The sequence below is a fragment of the Burkholderia sp. LS-044 genome (assembly GCF_004803625.1).
Taxonomy (GTDB): Bacteria; Pseudomonadota; Gammaproteobacteria; order Burkholderiales; family Burkholderiaceae; genus Burkholderia; species Burkholderia cepacia.
On record NZ_SSWO01000013.1, the window covers coordinates 1 to 17,087 of the forward strand.

General features: G+C 64.6%; 19 protein-coding genes. 9 read left to right on the forward strand and 10 right to left on the reverse strand.

Translation table 11 applies throughout. The features are described 5' to 3' along the window. Positions 1–226: 226 nt before the first annotated feature. Positions 227–1,255 carry an NADPH:quinone reductase gene (locus E9536_RS28275; RefSeq protein WP_136471482.1) on the forward strand — a complete coding sequence of 343 codons (1,029 nt, stop codon included), beginning with the start codon at positions 227–229 and terminating at the stop codon, positions 1,253–1,255. 144 nt (positions 1,256–1,399) lie between these two features. Here E9536_RS28275 and E9536_RS28280 read toward each other — a convergent pair whose 3' ends face one another. The 3 genes from E9536_RS28280 to E9536_RS28290 all read right to left on the reverse strand — a co-directional run bounded on the left by E9536_RS28280 (position 1,400) and on the right by E9536_RS28290 (position 3,519). Next, entirely contained in the window at positions 1,400–1,690 is a 291-nt protein-coding gene (locus E9536_RS28280) for a DUF1330 domain-containing protein (RefSeq protein ID WP_027792058.1), read from the reverse strand. Between the two features lie 95 nt (positions 1,691–1,785). Continuing rightward, complete coding sequence (locus E9536_RS28285) at positions 1,786–2,841, reverse strand: aldo/keto reductase (protein WP_027792059.1); 1,056 nt, start codon at positions 2,839–2,841, stop codon at positions 1,786–1,788. An 87-nt stretch (positions 2,842–2,928) separates the two neighbouring features. After that, complete coding sequence (locus E9536_RS28290; RefSeq protein ID WP_060349597.1) at positions 2,929–3,519, reverse strand: flavodoxin family protein; 591 nt, start codon at positions 3,517–3,519, stop codon at positions 2,929–2,931. 118 nt (positions 3,520–3,637) lie between these two features. On the opposite strand from E9536_RS28290, the gene E9536_RS28295 reads away from it, so the two are divergent. Next, the gene (locus E9536_RS28295) at positions 3,638–4,543 is read left to right on the forward strand and encodes a LysR family transcriptional regulator (protein WP_021160247.1); all 906 of its coding nucleotides are present in this window, start codon (positions 3,638–3,640) and stop codon (positions 4,541–4,543) included. A gap of 188 nt (positions 4,544–4,731) precedes the next feature. Here E9536_RS28295 and E9536_RS28300 read toward each other — a convergent pair whose 3' ends face one another. Continuing rightward, positions 4,732–5,769 (reverse strand): NADP-dependent oxidoreductase, encoded by a 1,038-nt coding sequence (locus E9536_RS28300; protein WP_059693539.1) that lies wholly within the window; start codon positions 5,767–5,769, stop codon positions 4,732–4,734. A 268-nt stretch (positions 5,770–6,037) separates the two neighbouring features. Between E9536_RS28300 and E9536_RS28305 the strand changes: the two genes are divergently transcribed. Beyond that, entirely contained in the window at positions 6,038–7,726 is a 1,689-nt protein-coding gene (locus E9536_RS28305; protein ID WP_168799583.1) for an SgrR family transcriptional regulator, read from the forward strand. A 112-nt stretch (positions 7,727–7,838) separates the two neighbouring features. On the opposite strand, the gene E9536_RS28310 is transcribed toward E9536_RS28305, so the two are convergent. Further along, positions 7,839–8,219, reverse strand: coding sequence for a helix-turn-helix domain-containing protein (locus E9536_RS28310; RefSeq protein ID WP_034196196.1), 381 nt, complete (start codon positions 8,217–8,219; stop codon positions 7,839–7,841). A gap of 81 nt (positions 8,220–8,300) precedes the next feature. On the opposite strand from E9536_RS28310, the gene E9536_RS28315 reads away from it, so the two are divergent. Then, positions 8,301–8,927: an NAD(P)-binding domain-containing protein gene (locus E9536_RS28315; protein WP_136471486.1), complete on the forward strand. Its 627-nt coding sequence runs from the start codon at positions 8,301–8,303 to the stop codon at positions 8,925–8,927. A 175-nt stretch (positions 8,928–9,102) separates the two neighbouring features. Here E9536_RS28315 and E9536_RS28320 read toward each other — a convergent pair whose 3' ends face one another. Continuing rightward, positions 9,103–9,987: a LysR family transcriptional regulator gene (locus tag E9536_RS28320; protein ID WP_136471488.1), complete on the reverse strand. Its 885-nt coding sequence runs from the start codon at positions 9,985–9,987 to the stop codon at positions 9,103–9,105. A gap of 106 nt (positions 9,988–10,093) precedes the next feature. On the opposite strand from E9536_RS28320, the gene E9536_RS28325 reads away from it, so the two are divergent. Continuing rightward, positions 10,094–10,702, forward strand: coding sequence for a short chain dehydrogenase (locus tag E9536_RS28325; RefSeq protein ID WP_136471490.1), 609 nt, complete (start codon positions 10,094–10,096; stop codon positions 10,700–10,702). On the opposite strand, the gene E9536_RS28330 is transcribed toward E9536_RS28325, so the two are convergent. After that, positions 10,696–11,175, reverse strand: coding sequence for an MFS transporter (locus E9536_RS28330; RefSeq protein ID WP_247873521.1), 480 nt, complete (start codon positions 11,173–11,175; stop codon positions 10,696–10,698). The genes E9536_RS28325 and E9536_RS28330 overlap by 7 nt on opposite strands. Positions 11,176–11,186: 11 nt before the next feature. On the opposite strand from E9536_RS28330, the gene E9536_RS28335 reads away from it, so the two are divergent. Then, a complete protein-coding gene (locus E9536_RS28335) occupies positions 11,187–11,360 on the forward strand; it encodes a hypothetical protein (RefSeq protein WP_174414595.1) in 174 nt (57 codons plus the stop codon). Between the two features lie 121 nt (positions 11,361–11,481). On the opposite strand, the gene E9536_RS28340 is transcribed toward E9536_RS28335, so the two are convergent. Continuing rightward, positions 11,482–12,405, reverse strand: a complete 924-nt coding sequence (locus tag E9536_RS28340) for a LysR family transcriptional regulator (protein WP_136471492.1) — start codon at positions 12,403–12,405, stop codon at positions 11,482–11,484. 67 nt (positions 12,406–12,472) lie between these two features. Between E9536_RS28340 and E9536_RS28345 the strand changes: the two genes are divergently transcribed. Further along, the gene (locus tag E9536_RS28345; protein ID WP_060085921.1) at positions 12,473–13,090 is read left to right on the forward strand and encodes a LysE family transporter; all 618 of its coding nucleotides are present in this window, start codon (positions 12,473–12,475) and stop codon (positions 13,088–13,090) included. An 85-nt stretch (positions 13,091–13,175) separates the two neighbouring features. Here E9536_RS28345 and E9536_RS28350 read toward each other — a convergent pair whose 3' ends face one another. After that, positions 13,176–13,808: an NAD(P)H-dependent oxidoreductase gene (locus E9536_RS28350; protein WP_136471494.1), complete on the reverse strand. Its 633-nt coding sequence runs from the start codon at positions 13,806–13,808 to the stop codon at positions 13,176–13,178. Between the two features lie 132 nt (positions 13,809–13,940). On the opposite strand from E9536_RS28350, the gene E9536_RS28355 reads away from it, so the two are divergent. Then, positions 13,941–14,819 (forward strand): LysR substrate-binding domain-containing protein, encoded by an 879-nt coding sequence (locus E9536_RS28355; protein WP_136471496.1) that lies wholly within the window; start codon positions 13,941–13,943, stop codon positions 14,817–14,819. A 20-nt stretch (positions 14,820–14,839) separates the two neighbouring features. Here E9536_RS28355 and E9536_RS28360 read toward each other — a convergent pair whose 3' ends face one another. Then, entirely contained in the window at positions 14,840–16,315 is a 1,476-nt protein-coding gene (locus E9536_RS28360) for a coniferyl aldehyde dehydrogenase (RefSeq protein ID WP_134319500.1), read from the reverse strand. 45 nt (positions 16,316–16,360) lie between these two features. On the opposite strand from E9536_RS28360, the gene E9536_RS28365 reads away from it, so the two are divergent. Continuing rightward, positions 16,361–17,086, forward strand: a complete 726-nt coding sequence (locus tag E9536_RS28365) for a TetR/AcrR family transcriptional regulator (RefSeq protein WP_247873522.1) — start codon at positions 16,361–16,363, stop codon at positions 17,084–17,086. Position 17,087 lies beyond the last annotated feature (1 nt).

A 17,087-nucleotide genomic window follows, 5' to 3' on the forward strand; every position in this document is an offset into this window, starting at 1 on the left:
TTCCATCTTTGCCACAACAACGCTTTTTGTTCGGCGGATAGCCCACACCGCTTCTTCTTGCTCACCTACCTTACCTCCTGGGGCGACATTAGACCAGAAGGTGTTGCGATGACCGGTTGAATCCACCGTGCCTTCTTGTGCAAAAGCGGTCGACCGCCGATAGTCCCGGCATCGTTACATCGGCCGCCGATAACCGGCGACCGGACTCATTCAAGGGATCAGATCGATGAAGGCTGCTTATTACGAACGTCAGGGCAACGCTTCGGAAGTGTTGAGGCTCGGGGATTTTCCGGTTCCGCAACCGGGTCCGGGCGAAGTCCGGGTGCGCATCCACGCATCGGGCCTGAATCCCAGCGATATCAAGGCGCGTACCGGCTTCTCCGGCCCTTCCGCATTCCCGATGGTCATTCCGCATCAAGACGGTGCGGGCGTGATCGACGCGATCGGTGCCGGCGTCACGCCGACACGGACAGGCGAACGGGTGTGGCTGTTCGAAGCGCAATCTCGCCGCCCCTTCGGCACGGCTGCGGAATATGCGGTCGTTCCGGAAGCACAGGCCGTTCCTTTGCCCGGCAACGTTTCGTTCGAGGTCGGCGCCTGCCTGGGCATTCCGGCACTCACTGCCCATCGATGTCTCTTCTCGGACGGCGACATCAAGGGTCGCGCGATACTCGTCCAGGGCGGCGCGGGAGCGGTCGGAACCGCAGCAATCCTGCTTGCAAAATGGGCCGGCGCGTGGGTCGCGACCACCGTTTCAACGCCCGCGCAGGCAGACGCCGCACGGCGTGCGGGTGCAGACCTCGTGATCAATCGACGGCTGCAGGATGTGGTCGCGATCGTGAAATCGGCAACACGGCAGCGGGGAGTCGATCGTATCGTGGAAGTCAGTCTGCAAGACAACCTCGGCATCGATATGCGCTGCCTCGCCAACGGCGGCATCATCAGTTCGTATGCCGTAGGATCCGCGGCCGATCAGGTGCCGCTTCCCCTGCTCGACGCCATGATCGCAGGCTGTACATTCCGGTTCGTCTACATTTACACCGTCCCGGCGGCCGCCAAGTCCGCAGCCGTTTCGGCGATCTGCCGATGCCTCGAGGACGGCGCCTATGTGCCGACCATAGGCATGCAGGTCGCGCTCGACGCCATCGTTGAAGCCCACCAGGCTCAGGAATCTGGCCAGGTTATCGGCAAGATCATTGTCAGGCCATCGCTCGTCCGGTCGCATGAGCCGACGGACGTTCAGCCGAATGATTGATCACCGCAAGGACGTGTCGGCAAGCCAGCGTCCCCGCATTCGCAATGCCGGGCACTTCCGGCGAAGGACGGCCGGGATTCGTGAGGCCCCCCTGCCGCGAGATCGAACCGACGACGCTCATGTTCGAACGTGTCGTGGTCAGCGTCATGAAGCCCCCTCGAGAATGACGAAGGTCCCGGTTGCCGCGCCGGCGCGGAGTGCCTTGGCCGTCTGGTATTCGGGGCTCTCATAGAAGCGCCTGGCCTCGGCGAACGAATCGAACTCGAGAACCACATGCCGCTCATGGGCCTCGCCTTCGAGGTTTTCATACTGCCCCCAGGCCGCAATGACCTTGGGGCCGAAAGCCTTGATTGCATCACCCGCGGCTTCTGCATAAGCAGCATAGGCGGCCGGGTCCGAAACGCTGACGTGTGCGACTAGATAACCCTTCGGCATGTCGATCTCTCTTTGGTAACGGGAACACGCGATTCAACGCGAGGTGGCGATCTTCAACGACTTGCTTCGACTGGATTGAGCGGCGATAGCCGGTTCTATTCCGACGCGACGCGCCGGAAAGGTTGAGGGCGCCTGCCCGCCTCCTGACGCTCGATCATCCAGCCGGGATAGCTGGCCGGCAAAGCACTCACGGCATCGAGACGCGCAAGCTCGGTCTCGGTCAGGACGACGTCGACCGCGCCGAGATTGTCTTCGAGCTGTTCGATCCGTTTGGCGCCGACAATCACGCTCGTGACATGCGGCCTCGCAAGTAGCCACGCGAGCGCAATCCGGGCGACCGAGACATCGTGCGCATCGGCGATGGTGCGCATCTCTGCAACGCACGGCCAGGCTCGATCAAGATCGACCGGCGGAAAATCGAAATGATTGCGCCGCGAACCGCTGTCGGTCGACGTACCGGGGCCGAACTTCCCCGACAGCAACCCGCCGGCGAGAGGCGACCAGACGAGCAGCCCCATCTGCTCCTCGACGACGAGTGGCACCAGTTCGCGCTCGACGTCACGTCCGGCGATCGAATAGTAGGCCTGGAGCGTCTCGAAGCGCGTGGCGCGAAGCGCCGCACTCAGCCCGAGCGCCTTGCCGATCCTGCCCGCGCGCCAATTCGACACGCCGACATATCGGACCAGCCCCTGCCGCGTGAGATCGTCGAGGGCGCGCAGCGTCTCTTCGATCGGCGTGACGGGATCGTTGGCATGAATCTGGTACAGATCGATATGGTCGACCTGAAGCCGTTCCAGGCTTCTCTGCACGGAATCCATGATGTGGCCGCGCGACGCCCCCTGTTCGTTGGGCTTCCGGCCCATCACGCCGGCCGTCTTGGTCGCGAGCACGATCTCGCTGCGCGGCACGCCGATGTCCCGGAGGGCCTGCCCGACGATGCGTTCGGACTGGCCAAAGGAGTAAATGTCGGCGGTATCGATGAAATTGATTCCGTCGGCAAGCGCGCGGGCGATCAGCTGGTTCGCCTCGTCCTGTTCGACGGCGCCGATCGCCTTCCACATGCCGGCATCGGCGTTGCCGCCCAGCGTCATCGTGCCGAGGCACAACTCGGAAACGTACAGGCCGGTGCGGCCCAGTTGCTTGTATTTCATCACCCTTCCCTTCAAACGTGGCTGGATGGCATGCGGCGGCGTCCGTTGCGTTGCGTTGCGTCACGTCCCGTCGCGCATGCCGGGATTTCAGTTGCCTCGAGGTGTTCCGGACCGAAACTGTCCGGCGATCGTCGCGACGCGCATGCCATGGCGGCGTGCCGTCTCGAGGTCCCCCGATGACATTTCCTCGGGCGACGCATCGGCAGGCGTTTGCGCCATCGGCCCGATATAGGCGCCCATGCGATTCAGGTCGTCACGCATCGAGGCTTTCACGTTCGCCGGCTTGATGTCCATGCTGACCCAGATGCCGCCGTGCTGCCCGGCGAGCAGGAAGAAGTATTCGAGCGTGTTGAGCTTGTCGCCGTTGATGCTTGCGCTGTTGGTGAAGCCGCCAAAGATCTTGTTCCGCCATCCGCCTTCGAACCAGACCTTCGAGGATGCGTCGGCAAACTTCTTGAACTGCCAGCTCGGGCCGCCCATGTAGGTCGGCGAGCCGAACAGGATCGCGTCCGCGCCGGCGAGCGTTTCCCAGGCATCCGCTGGAATGTTTCCCTCGCTGTCGATCGCGACGAGCACGGCGCGGGCACCTTCGGCGACCGCGCTAGCCATGCGCTCGGTATGCCCGTAGCCGGAATGGAATACGACGACTGTGTTGACCGGAGAGGCGTGTGGTGTCATGGGTGCTTCCTTTCGTTCGCGTTGTCCGCCGTGGACGACATGGAAAGCCACTCTACCGAGCCACAACTGAGTTATAAACGATGACAAATTGAACGTTCTGTTACTCCCTGGGTGAACAATGCAAAACCTCGACGCGCTCTTGATCTTTGCCCGTGTCGCCGAAATGACGAGCTTCACGCGCGCGGCCGAAAGCCTCGGTATTCAGAAGGGACGTGTGTCGATGGTGATCCGTGAGCTGGAGCGGGATGTGGGCGTTGCACTCCTGCACCGGACCACGAGGCGCGTTCAGCTGACTGAAGACGGGCGCGCCTTTTATTCACGCGCGCGCGACCTGCTGGCCGAAGTCCAGGAATTGCAATCGATGTTCTCCGGCAACGGCACACCGTTGCGGGGAAGGCTGCGCGTCGACATGCCCACCGAGCTCGCACGCAGCGTCGTGATTCCCGCACTCCCGCAACTGATGGCGGCGCATCCGGAACTGGAACTGGAACTTTCGAGCACCGATCGGCGTGTCGATCTCGTCCAGGAAGGATTCGACTGCGTGATCCGGCTCGGGCCGATCGTCGACGAGACGCTGATTGCCCGGCCGCTGGGAAAACTGCGGATGACCAATGCGGCGAGCCCGAGCTATCTGGCGCGGTACGGCACACCGCACACGCTCGATGATCTGCGCACGCAGGGACACCGGATGATCCACTACACGCTGACACTCGGTGCCAGGCATGCCGGATGGGAATACCCGGACGGCGACGGCTATGCGTCGCTTCCGTTGCCGAGCGCGATGCAGGTCAACAGTGTGCAGACCTATCATGCAGCCGGGCTGGCAGGCCTTGGGTTGATCCAGGCGGGATATCCGACGCTTGCGCATTACATCGAAAGCGGCGCGCTGGTGGAGGTGCTGCCCGACTTGCGTCCCGAGCCGCTCGCCGCGTCGCTTGTCGTGGCTCATCGGCGCAATCTGTCGCCCCGCGTCCGGGCCTTCATGGACTGGATCGAGGGGGTGTTGGAGCCTTATCTTGATTGAGCGGCGGGTGTGGTGGTTTATGTCCGGCGCGGGTCGTTCGGTCGTTCGGTCGTTCGGCGACACCTTCGTCGATCAGGTCTTGGATCGCGCTGGCGCTTGTGTGTTCGTCGAAGGTCGCTTACTGGAACGCAAGTCGAATGGTCGTGACAGATCGCAATGGCTTACCGTCCGCATCCCGCGGGCGAGAATCAGGACGCACCTTCGTCGTCGCTATCGACGCTGACAATGGCCTTGCCGAGATTGCCGCCCGAGAGCATCGCGAGAAACGCGTCGACGATGTTGTCGAAGCCCGTCGTGACGGTTTCGGGCGCAACGAGGTCGCGGCGCTGGAGGTGCGGGATCGCGAATGCCTCTAGTTCCTGCTGCAGGCTGGCGTAGTTCTTCACGAGAAAGCCCTGCAGCGTCAGGCTCTTGCCCACCGCGTCGAACAGATTGCGCGGCGCGGCGGGAGGCTGCAGCGCGCTGTACTGCGCGACCGCGCCGATCAGCGCCGCGCGCCCGTGGTCTTTCAGGACGGCGATGGCTGCCTCGAGCTGTTCGCCGCCGACGTTGTCCAGGTAGACGTCGATGCCTTCGGGAACCCTTTCGCGCAATTGCGCGGCGACTTGCCCGGGCCGGTAGACGAATGCGTCGGAATAGCCGAGGCCGTGCATCAGTTGCCGTGCCTTGCTTTCGTTGCTGGTGCTCCCGACGATCCGGCCCGCGCCGAGCAATTTCGCGAACTGGCCGGCCGCAGTGCCAACGCCGCCGGCCGCGGCGGACACATAAACGGATTCGCCGGGCTGCAGGCGGACGATGCGGGTCAGGGCGACCCAGGCAGTCAACCCGGTGCCGCCGAGGATGCTCAGCCACGCGGTGATCGGCACACCCTCCGCGGGCCGGATCACCCGCAGCGCCTGCACCGGTACCTGGGCGTAGGTACGCCATCCCTGTCGATGGAATACCCAGTCGCCGGGCCGCAGCGCGGTGTCCGTGGAGCGCAGTACCCGGCCGATGGTCCGGCCTTCGAGCGGCGCATGCAGTGCCCAGTCGCCGTCCATGCATTCGCGCATGTAGGGGTCGACTGAAAAATGCATGTTTCTCACCAGAGCTTCGCCGGGCGCCAATGGCGCCAGCGGCTGCCGGACGAAACGGAAATGCTCCCGCCGCGGTTCGCCGTGCGGACGTTCGACCTGATGAACCAGCGTATTGCGGGATGGAAGATATTCAAAATCCAATTCGCTCATTAACTATCCACGATGATTGATAAAGGCCGGGGCGTTGCCGTATTGAAGCAGCGATATTTACGCAATGGCGATCGAATCAATAATCCCGGGAATGGAAATTGACGTTCGATTCAGCTATTTTTTTACAAATCCACACAAATCAACAAAACGACGCATACCCGCTTCTGGCAAGGCTAGTTTGAATCGACTTGCTTTATACGCGTGTACATTCTGCACAACGGCAAGCACAATAAAAACGGCAAATTTCGATTTTTTTGTTTCCTCTTTTATGCGACTGATCGACCGGTTTCATCGACTTGGCGAGTTTCTCGAAGAGCAGGGGAATCAGCCCGGCCTGCCGGCGCTGGCACGCGCCCTGAACTGCACCGAACGCAACGTGCGGGGCCTGCTGCGCAAGATGGAAGCGCAAGGCTGGCTGCGCTGGGAGTCGGCGCGCGGCCGTGGCCACTTTTCGCGCCTGACTATCCTGGTGCCGCCGCAGCACGCGGTGCTCGACCGCCTGTCGGCCTTGCTGGCGGAAGGGGAACTGGAGCAGGCGTTTGCCAGCCTGGCAGACGAGCAGCGCCGACAGTTGCTGAAACGGCTGCCGGATTTCCTGGGCATCGATACGGAGGGTTCGCACAGCCACCGTCTGCGCATTCCCCTTTATCGGGCGGTGGATGAACTCGATCCCTATCGGGTGATCAGCCGGCTGGAAGCGCATCTGGTGCGGCAGATCTTTTCGCGACTGACCGAGTTCGACCGGCACACGCAGCGCGTCGTGCCGGCACTGGCGCATCACTGGGAATCGGAAGAGGACGGACGGGTTTGGCACTTCTGGCTCCGGCCGAACATCGTCTTCCACGACGGCACGCCGCTGGAACCGGAAGACGTGCGGTACACGCTGCTGCGCATGCGTGACGAGCCGAGCTATTTCCAGCGGCTATACCGTCATCTGCTCGACGTGGAAATCGGCGACGGCCGGCGAATCGTGTGCCGTCTGAGCGACGTCGACCATCTGTGGCCGCAGCGCCTCGCGGCGGCCAATGCCTCGATCGTGCCGCGGCACCGGAAGCCCGACTTCGCACGCATGCCGATCGGAACGGGGCCGTTCAGGCTGACGCGTCACAGCGAATACCGCATTACCCTGTCGGCCTTCGGCCATCATTACCGCGAGCGGGCCCTGCTCGACGAACTGGATCTCTGGTTTCTTCCCTCGACCGGCCTGGCGGACGGCTTCGACCTCCGCTTCGGCCACTCCGTTTCCCGCACGCAAGCCAACAAGGGCATCGTGCGGGTGCAGGCGGGCTGCACCTACGTGGTCTGCAACGCCACGCGCGACGGTTTTCGCCAGCGCGAACAGCGGCTCGCGCTGGCGGACTGGCTTGCGCCCGGCCGCCTGTTCGGGGCCGACGATCCCGCGCGACGGCCCGCGGCCGGCCTGTTACCGGCCTGGCAGCATCGCGTCGCGGCATCGGGCCCCGTGCCCTCCTTGCCCGCTCAAACAGAACTCACCCTGGTGACGGGGGAAACCCATGACGAACTCGCGCTGGCGCGCATCATCGAAGCCCGGCTGCGCGAGGCGGATATCCGGCTGCAGGTGATGGCGCTGCCTTATGCCGAGTTGATCCGGCGCGACTGGCTGGATGCGGCCGACCTGGTGCTGGGCAGCGAGATACTGCATGACGACGAGGATTTCGGATGCTACGAATGGTTTGCCGCCGACAGCATTTTTCGGCAGTGGATGCCGGCCGATGCGGTGCTTGAGCTGGATCGCGTGCTGCACGGGCTGCAGGCGCAAGCCGATGCGCGCGTGCGCATGACGGGCTACGAGGAGATCGGCCGGCAACTGGTCGAAGCGGGCTGGCTGATCCCGATCTCGCACGAGCATCAGCATATCGAGCTGGAGTCGCATGTTGCCGGTGTAGAGGCCGCACCCCTGGGCTTCGTGCCGTTCGCAAATCTCTGGGTGCGGTGACGGCCTCCCCACGCGTCGGAAGACACGCGTGCGTCGCCCGTCTCGAGTGACCGCGCGAACAACGAGCACGCCAGCACATAAAAGGCTTGAACTCACCCAGAACCCCCTCCCCCTACTCCGCATGCTCACGATCGAACGCACGATTACTCGCCTCGATCGTCGCGAGCGCATTCTCCGCCCACGCCTTGAGATCGATGACGAGCGGAAGCAGCGTACCGGCCAGAGAACTCAGCGCGTACTCGACACGCAGCGGCAGTTCGTCGTAGACATTGCGCACCACCAGTCCGTCGCGCTCCATCGCGCGCAGCGTCTGGGTCAGCATCTTCTGCGAGACACCTTCCAGGCGGCGCTTGATGTCGCCAAAACGCATCGGCCCATCCTTCATCGCGACCATGGCCAGCACGGTCCACTTCTGCCCGATACGCGCGAGCACCGCGCGTGACGGACAGACTTTCAGGAACGCATCGGGCGGCAACTCGATCTTCTTCGTCATGGTTACCCTCGAGTACCTAATTGATTGCAGAAACCGGAATTGAAAGAATGATGCCACCCAATCAATCGTGAGGTACATGCCATGAAGATCGCATTCCTGGGCGGTGGAAACTTTGGCGGGAATCTGGCCGAATTGCTGGTCACGGCGGGACATGATGTGGTAGTCGGCTTGCGCAATCCCGCGAGGGCGCGCCCGGGCGCCCGGTACCGAATCGCGTCGCTGGAAGAGGCCGCGACGCATGGTGATGTTGTCGTCATCGCTGTCCTCTATCAGGCGTGCGCCGAGGTACTTCCCTCCCTTGCGCATCGGCTGGCCGGCAAGATCGTTGTTGACGCAACGAATGCGCTCAAGGACGACTGGTCGCCACTTCCGCTGGGGGCCGATGGATCGGCAGCCGAGGCGATCGGCCACCTGCTGCCGGGCGCGCGTCTGGTGAAGTGCTTCAACACGGTGTTCGCCGACATCATGACGCCGGACCGCATCGATCGCGGTGGCCATGCCGTTACGGCATTCATCGCGGGCAACGACGTTCAGGCCAACACGACAGTCGCCGAGATCGCAGAAAGTGCGGGGTTCGCGCCCGTCGTGACCGGCCCCTTGAACAACGCCCGTTATCTCGAGGCGATGGCACACCTCAATATTCAGATCGCCGTAGGTCGGGGCGGCGGAACGAATGCCGGCTTCGTGTACCACCGCGCGCTCGCTTAGAAAGCCGGGTGTTCAACCTCGACGCCGTCGCCAATGGAATCCCGGCCGCGCAGAAATGGCGCGGCGCCAGCGGGCGGCGATCGCTTCGGCTCACAAGTGTCACGCACCCGCAACGCGTCGCTTCCTGTCGACATTCGATTCGCCACGAATCCGCGATCGCTACCTGCGTTCGACTTCAACGCCCCGCACCATGCTCGATCAAATGCGCGACGAAACGAGTCAGCTTCGGCAATGGCCGCCGATCGTGCCGATACACGATATGAACCGGGCGCGGCGCCGGCAAGTACGCTTGCAACACCGGCACCAGCGCGCCACTCGCCAGATCGTGCGCCACCAGAACTTCAGGCTGCAGCAACAATCCCGCGCCCGCGATGGCGGCCATGCGCAGCCCGTTCCCGTCGTCGCACGTGAAGGCCGGATCCTGCGAAACCTGCGGCCCGTCCCACCCGCCGAGCTTCCACCCGTTACGGCCGTTCCACACCGAGTGAGACAGGCAGTGATGCATGCCCAAATCCTGCGGCGTCTCCGGACGTCCATGCCGCGCGAGGTAACCGGGCGATGCGCAAATCACCATGCGATACATGGTCAACGGCTTTGCGATCAGATCGACGTCACCCAGTTCACCAATTCGAACGGCGAGATCGAAACCCTCGTCCACCAGGTCGACGACGCGATTGCTCAACGCCAGCTCGATGCGCACGAGCGGATGCATCTGCTGGAACGTCGCGGCCAGCGGCGCGACGACGCATGCACCGAAGGTAATCGGCGCGCTGATCCGCAACGTGCCGGACGGCGACGCACGCAATCGCTCGACCGACGTCTCGGCGATCCGCACCTGTTCAAGCGCGCGCTTGGCATCTTCGTAGAACACGCGCCCCGCATCCGTCAGGCTCTGCCGTCGCGTGGTGCGCTCCAGCATGCGCGCGCCGAGGCGCTCTTCAAGTTCGCGCACGTACTTGCCGACCATGACCGCCGACATGCCAAGCCGCTGCGCCGCCTCGGTGAAGTTGCCCCCTTCCACGACGGCAACGAAGGTTTCCATTGAACGCAGCTTGTCCATATTGCGAACCGGCGATTAGTAGTGTCGGAAATTAGAGCACATTTATCTCAATATTGGTTCGAAGAACAATGGCTGCTCCAACCTGAAACCGAAAAGGAGTGGTTCCATGAAGATCGTTGTAATCGGCGCCGGCGGAGACGTCGGACGTGCCGTGGCAGATGAGCTCGTGCGAGGCGGAAGACACGAAGTCGTTCGCGTGGGTCGCACCTCCGGTGACCATCAGGTCGACATCACCCGTGACGAGAGCGTGAATGCGCTGTTCGAAAAGATCGGGCAAGTCGACGCAATCGTCGCCGCCGCGGGCAATGTGATCCTTGCCCCGATCGAGAAGATGACGGCGGCCGATTTCCACAAGGGATTGCAGGACAAGCTGCTGAGCCAGGTGCGTGTCGCACTGGTGGGCCAGCACTATCTGGTCGACGGCGGGTCGATCACGCTGACCTCGGGCATCGCGGTCGATGATCCGATTGCGCAAGGCGCCCATGCCGCCGCGTCGAATGCCGGAATTGAAGGATTCGTGCGCGCGGCCGCGTGCGATTTTCCGCGCGGCATCCGGATCAACGTCGTGAGCCCGACGGTGCTGACGGAATCCATGGATCGGTTTGGTCCGTTCTTTCCCGGCTGCGAGAGCGTGCCGGCGTCACGTGTGGCCATGGCCTATCGACGCAGCGTGGAAGGCGTGCATAGCGGTCGCGTCTATCGGGTCGGTCATTGACGTTGAGGGCTCGCCCCGCGAGCCCGAATTCCTCGCGCCCCTGCCTGCCCCAGATTCCGCCACGCCGTCACCGCACCGGCCACCAGCAACAGAACGGAAACGATCAACGCCCGCGCCATCCCGTGAACGAACGTCGCGCTGTCTGCCGCCCGAACGAAGAAACCAAACAACGCGACGCCCAACACGCCGCCCACCTGCCGGGCCGTATTCAACAGCCCGGACGCCACGCCTGACTGCGCGGCGCTCACCGCCGCGAGCGCCGCGTCCGTGATCGTCGGTATCGTCAGCGCGATGCCGCTGCCTGCCAGCAGCATCGGTATCGCGAGCAGCGCGTTGGAGTGCACGGCAATCGCCGGCCACATCGCGAGATACCCGACCGCGGATATCGACAGGCCGGCCGTCGCCAACGTGCGCGCACCGAGCCTGCCGGTGAGTCTGCCGGAAGCGATGCTCATGACCATCAGCACACCCATCGCCGGTGTTCATGGGCGACGACGATCCCGGGTTGCAGCGCCTGCCGTTCGACGGGGAACCGTATGCCCGGGATCTCTGGCTGGTCGTGCATGCCGACCTCAGACATGCGCCGACGATTCGCGCGGCAATCGACTTCATCGTGGACGTGACGGGCAGGACGTTCGCGCCGGACGCCCGCCCGTAGCGACTGCGACTACGGTCTCCCGATTGCGCTGGCCGAGCCGGCCGTCAGCACGCCGCTTCAACGTCGGAAGCAGCCGGTCTCGCTCATCGTCGACCGCCCGTCCCCGGCATCCGTGCGCCGATCAGGCCACCGCCCTCAACCACGCAAGCACATCCGCCTGTGCACGGCCCGCCACCACCGGCTCCGGCGTCAATAGACAGTAATGCGAACCATCCTCGACGAACCCCATCGGCGCGACCAGCACGCCGCTTTCGATATCGTCGCGAACGAGATGCCACGGGCCGATGGCGACACCCAGCCCCGCAACCGCCGCCTGCAGGCTGAAGTAGAAATGGTCGAACACCTGCCCGCGCCCGCTCACGGCCGGCTGATGCGCGGCAACCGCCCATTCCTTCCACGCGTCCGGCCGTGTCCGCGTATGCAACTGCGGAACGTCCGTCTTCAACGAACGCTCGCCGCGACGAGCGGAAAACCACGCATCGACCTTGTCCGGCCGGCAAACCGGCCCCACCCGCTCCGCGAACAGACGCTCCGCGTGGTAACCCGCCGGCCACGCAAAGTCGTTGCGTCGAATCGCCATGTCGATGCCGCTGTCGAATGAAAACGGGCCACCCGCGGCCGCCAGGTGAACGTCGACGCCCGCATGTCGCGCCCGAAAATCCGGCCAGCGCGGAATCAGCCAGCGCATCAAAAGCGTCGGCTCGCACGACAGGACCCAGCGCCGCGCCCGGGCGGCCTCGGTGCGCAATTCCTGCGCGGCGCGACGCATCAGCCCCAGCCCGTCGTGGACCGCCTGCGCCAGCTTGCGGCCCGCGTCGGTCAGGAACACGCGCCGGCTGCGCCGCTGGAACAGCGCCACGCCCAGGTCGTCCTCGAGCAGCCGCACCGCGCGGCTGACCGCGCCGTGGGTCAGGCACAGCTCGTCGGCGGCGCGACTGAAATTCTCGTGACGCGCCGCCGCCTCGAAGCAACGCAGGGCCATCAGCGAAGGCAGGTTCGCGCGCATCGATTGTGAATCCAGCTCACCATTCTGGTCAGAAATCATCGCTTTTCCGGCTGAAACATGACCCATAAGATTGCGCCATCAAGCCATCAATCGCAAGGACAGGACGATGACCGAATTGATAGTCGTAGTCACCATCACGTTGCTGGCCGTGATCAGCCCGGGCCCGGACTTCGCGATGGTCACGCGCAACAGCCTGATGCTGTCGCGTCGCTCGGGCGTGCTCACCGCGCTGGGTATCGGGCTGGGTGTGACGGTTCACGTGAGCTACACGCTGCTGGGCGTCGGCCTGCTGATCCGGCAATCGTTGTGGCTCTTCAATGCCGTCAAGCTGATCGGCGCGATCTACCTGGTCTACCTCGGCGTGAAGATGCTCATGACGAAGGCCGGCAGCGGGCAGGCCGACGCGCCGGCCGCACCGCTGTCGGACCTGGCCGCGCTGCGCACCGGCTTCCTGACCAATGCGCTGAACCCCAAGACCACGGTGTTCATCGTCAGCCTGTTCATGCAGGCCGTGCGGCCCGACACACCGTTGATCGTGCAGATCGGCTACGGTGCATTCATCGCGCTGGCGCACGCCGGCTGGTTCAGTCTGGTGGCCGTGTGCTTCTCCGCGACGGCCGTCCGCGATCGCCTGCTGTCGCTGCGGCACTGGATCGACCGCACTTTCGGATGCCTGCTCGTCGGCTTCGGCGTCGCGCTCGCCATCGCGCGCGGCGGGCGCTGATCCGGGCATCCGCGCCGCACGCCGACACAAGCGCCGGGAGCACACCGTCGACGCGCCGGCGCACCGGATACGCTGCGCGGCAGCGTCAGAACCCGCGCGCGATCGATCGGGCTTCGTCGATCGCGCTGCTGCGATCGACCTTTCCGTCGGCACCGAACAACGTACGCTCGACGACGATGCCGGTGACGTCCGTCACGCCCACGAACCTGAGCCAGGTTTCCATGTACGGGCGCTGAAGATCGAACTCTGCGGCCGGCGTAAACGAACCCGGCGACTGATAACCGAGCCCGCGCGCGTAGACCACGGCCGCCTTTTTCCCGGCCAGCTTGCCGGTGAAGCCCGTGTCGTCGAACGTGAACAGCACGTCCTTCTGCGAGATCGCATCGATCAGGTGCTTGAGCTTGTACGGAATGCTGAAATTCCACAGCGGCACGCCGAACAGAAACTTGTCCGCTGCGTGGAACGGCGCTGCGAGCTGCTCGATCCGCTGCCATGCCGCCGCCTGCGACGGTGTCAACGCGGTGCCGCTCAGCCCCGCATATTTCGCGGCCAGCGCGTCTTCGTCGAATTCGGGCATCGCCAGATCCCACACGTCGAGCTTCCGTATTTCATGATCGGGATGCGCGTGCCGGTACGCGTCGAGAAACGCATTGCACACTTCGATGGATGCGGAATATGCCTTGTTGGGTGAGCCTTCGATATAGAGCACGCACGTCATGGAGCCGGTCCTTGCCAGGAGTGACGGCGACGCGCCGGATGCGCGGTCGCCCACTACGGTTCGCAGCGTATCGAGCCCGCTTATAATTTGGAAACGATATTAATTGATTGAATTAACCCGGATTTGTGATCAATGGAGAATCCTCTCGACACGGCGCTGCTTCAGACGTTCGTCGCGGTCGCCGACGTGCGGAGTTTCACCGGCGCCGGTCGCAGGCTGAATCTCAGCCAGTCCGCGGTCAGCGCCCAGATCGTTCGTCTCGAAGAACAGGTCGGCCAGGCGCTGCTCGTGCGCAATACGCGCAGCGTCACGCTCACCGCGCATGGCCAGACGCTGCTCGGTTACGCGCGCGCGATGCTCAATCTGAGCGGGGAAGCGAGGGCGCGGCTGGGAGCCGGCGACGCAGCCGATACCCGGCTGCGCATCGGCGCATCGGAGGATTTCGCGGAAGGCTGGCTGCCGGACGCGATGCGTCGCCACTCGGTCACGCGGCGCGGATTGCGGCTGGATCTGACGGTCGACATCGGCGACAGCCTGTTTCGGCGGCATGCCGACGGCGAATTCGATCTCGTGATCGGCAGCCGGTGCGCGCACACGGATCAAGGCGCGACGTTGTGGCAAGAGCCGCTCGTCTGGGCATTTGCGCGCCACGAGCGGTTGCCGGAAGGCGAAGTGCCGCTCGCGTGCTTCCCCGATCCTTGCCCGTACCGGGGCGCCGCCCTCAAGGCGCTCGCGCTGGCCGACCTGCGCTACCGGATCGCATGCGAAAGCCCGAGCGTCGCCGGCATCCGGACATGCGTGCGCGCCGGCATCGCCATCGCGCCGGTACCGCGCAGCGCGATCGACGGCACGCTCCGGGAACTCGGCGTGGCCGACGGCTTGCCGGAACTGCCGGAAGTCGAATTCGTGCTGATGCACGACGCGCGGATGCCGGCCGCGGTCGAATTCGCCGCGACGATCTTCGACGAAGCCGCCGTTCGCACGGGAGCGGGCAAGCGCACGATGCGCTAGCAGGCATCGTGCGGCCGCGTTCAGCGCTTGGCGCTCAATCCCGCGCGCACGCCCACCTGCTCCCGGCTCCGCCCGAGCAGCGCCGCCAGCGAGAGATCCGCGAGCTTGCCGAACGGCGCGCGCAGCAGGCTCGGCAGGTTCCAGCGCCCCTGCACGAACACGCCCTTCGCGTGACTCATCGCGCGGAATCCCTCGATGCCGTGATACGCGCCCATCCCGCTCGGACCGACGCCGCCGAACGGCAGGTCCTCCTGCGCGACATGCAGGAGCGTGTTGTTGATGCCGACATTGCCCGACGTGGTGCGCTTGAGCAGCGACTCGCAGTCGCCGTCCTGCGCACCGAAGTAATACAGCACGAGCGGACGCGGACGCGCATTCACGTAGTCGACGACTTCGTCGATCGTGCGATACGTGCGCACCGCCAGGATCGGCCCGAAGATTTCTTCCTGCATGACGGCCGTATCGTCGCCGGCGCCGACGATCAGCGTGGGGGCGAGCGTCCGCTTGCGGGTCGCCGCCTGCTGCGGGCTCACGCCCGCCTCGATCACGCGCGCGCCCTTGCTGCGCGCTTCGTCGACGAGCCCTTTCAGGCGATCGTAATGCCGGTCGCTGACGATCGACGTGTAATCCGGGCTCGTCGGTCCGTCCGGATAGAAGCGCGCGACGGCCGCATCGTATTGCGTGACGAACGCGTCCAGGTCGTCTTCATGCACCAGCGCATAGTCGGGCGCCACGCAGGTCTGTCCGCCGTTCGACAGCTTGCCGAACACGATGCTCGACATCGTCCGGCCATCGACATGCCCCCGCGCGACGATCGCCGGGCTCTTGCCGCCGAGTTCGAGCGTCACCGGCACCAGGTTCTCGCTGGCCGCCTTCATGACCTTGCGGCCCACCTGCGTGCTGCCGGTGAACAGCAGATGGTCGAACGGCAGGCCGCTGAAGGCCGCACCGACTTCCGGGCCGCCGAGCACGACCGCGACTTCTTCGCTCGGGAAGGTCTCCGCGAGCATCCGGCGCATCACCTCGCTGGTGCGCGGCGTCAGTTCCGACGGCTTGAGCATCGCGCGATTGCCCGCGGCCAGCGCGGTCGCCAGCGGAATGAAGGTGAGCGAGAACGGGTAATTCCACGGCGCCATCACGCCGATCACACCCAACGGCTGGTACTCCACGTGAGCCTGCCCGGCCCGATAGAAAATCCCGACGTGCCGGCGCTGCGGCTTCGTGAAGCGGCGCAGGTTGCGCGTCAGGTAGTCGATCGCCTGGATCACGCCGACCAGTTCCATGATCGCGGTCTCGTGCCGCGAGCGATTCCCGAAATCGGCGCTGATCGCCTCCTCCACTTCGCGGCGATACGCCAGCACCACGGCGCGCAGCCGCGCGAGCCTGGCCTTGCGCTGCGGCAAGGTCGGCGGCCCCTCGCTGACGAACGCGTTGCGCTGGCGGGCCAGCAGCACCGCCGGGTCGATGCTCGAGATGGATTCTGCGGAAACGGCCATGGTGCGCCTCACGAGGTTGCGTCGATGTAGACACTGTCAACTTGCATGCGGCGGATCATAGGACCACAATGTGTCCCCTGTCAACATAGGAGCAACACGATGTCGTCGGATGAGGATGCGGACGCCGGGCAAAAGGCTTATCACCACGGGGATCTGCGTCGCGCGATCATCGAAACGGCGCTCGACACGCTGCAGGAGCAGCAGGGCTGGCAGTTCACACTGCGCGAAATTGCGCGGCGCGCGAACGTCAGCCACTCCGCGCCGTACCGGCATTTCCCGGACAAGGCCGCGTTGCTGCACGAGCTCGCACTGATCGGCTTCGACCGCCTGCGCGACGAGCTCGCCGCGTCCATCGATCCCTCGGCGAGCGCACCGGACGTGCTGCTGGCGCTCGCGTATGCCCATCTCGCATTCGGGCAGCGCAACCCGGATCTCTATCGACTAATGTTTGCCGCGGATGCCGGGGAGCCCTCGGACATCCATCTCGATCCGCGCGTGCAGGCGCCTTTCCTGCTGGTCGTCGACATCCTGGAACACGGCCAGCGCGCCGGCACGATCCGCCCGCGCCCGGCGCTCGGCCAGGCGACCGCCTGCTGGGCGCATCTGCACGGCCTGACGATGCTGGCGATCGACCGGCGGCTGGTGCGCGAGAAGGTCGGCGATCACGCGATCGAAGATGCGCTGACAACCTTGCTGGACGGGCTCATACTGCCCGCCAGCCTTGGGCAGGCAGCGAAGACGAAAACAAAGGCGAAAACGAAAGGGTCTTGAC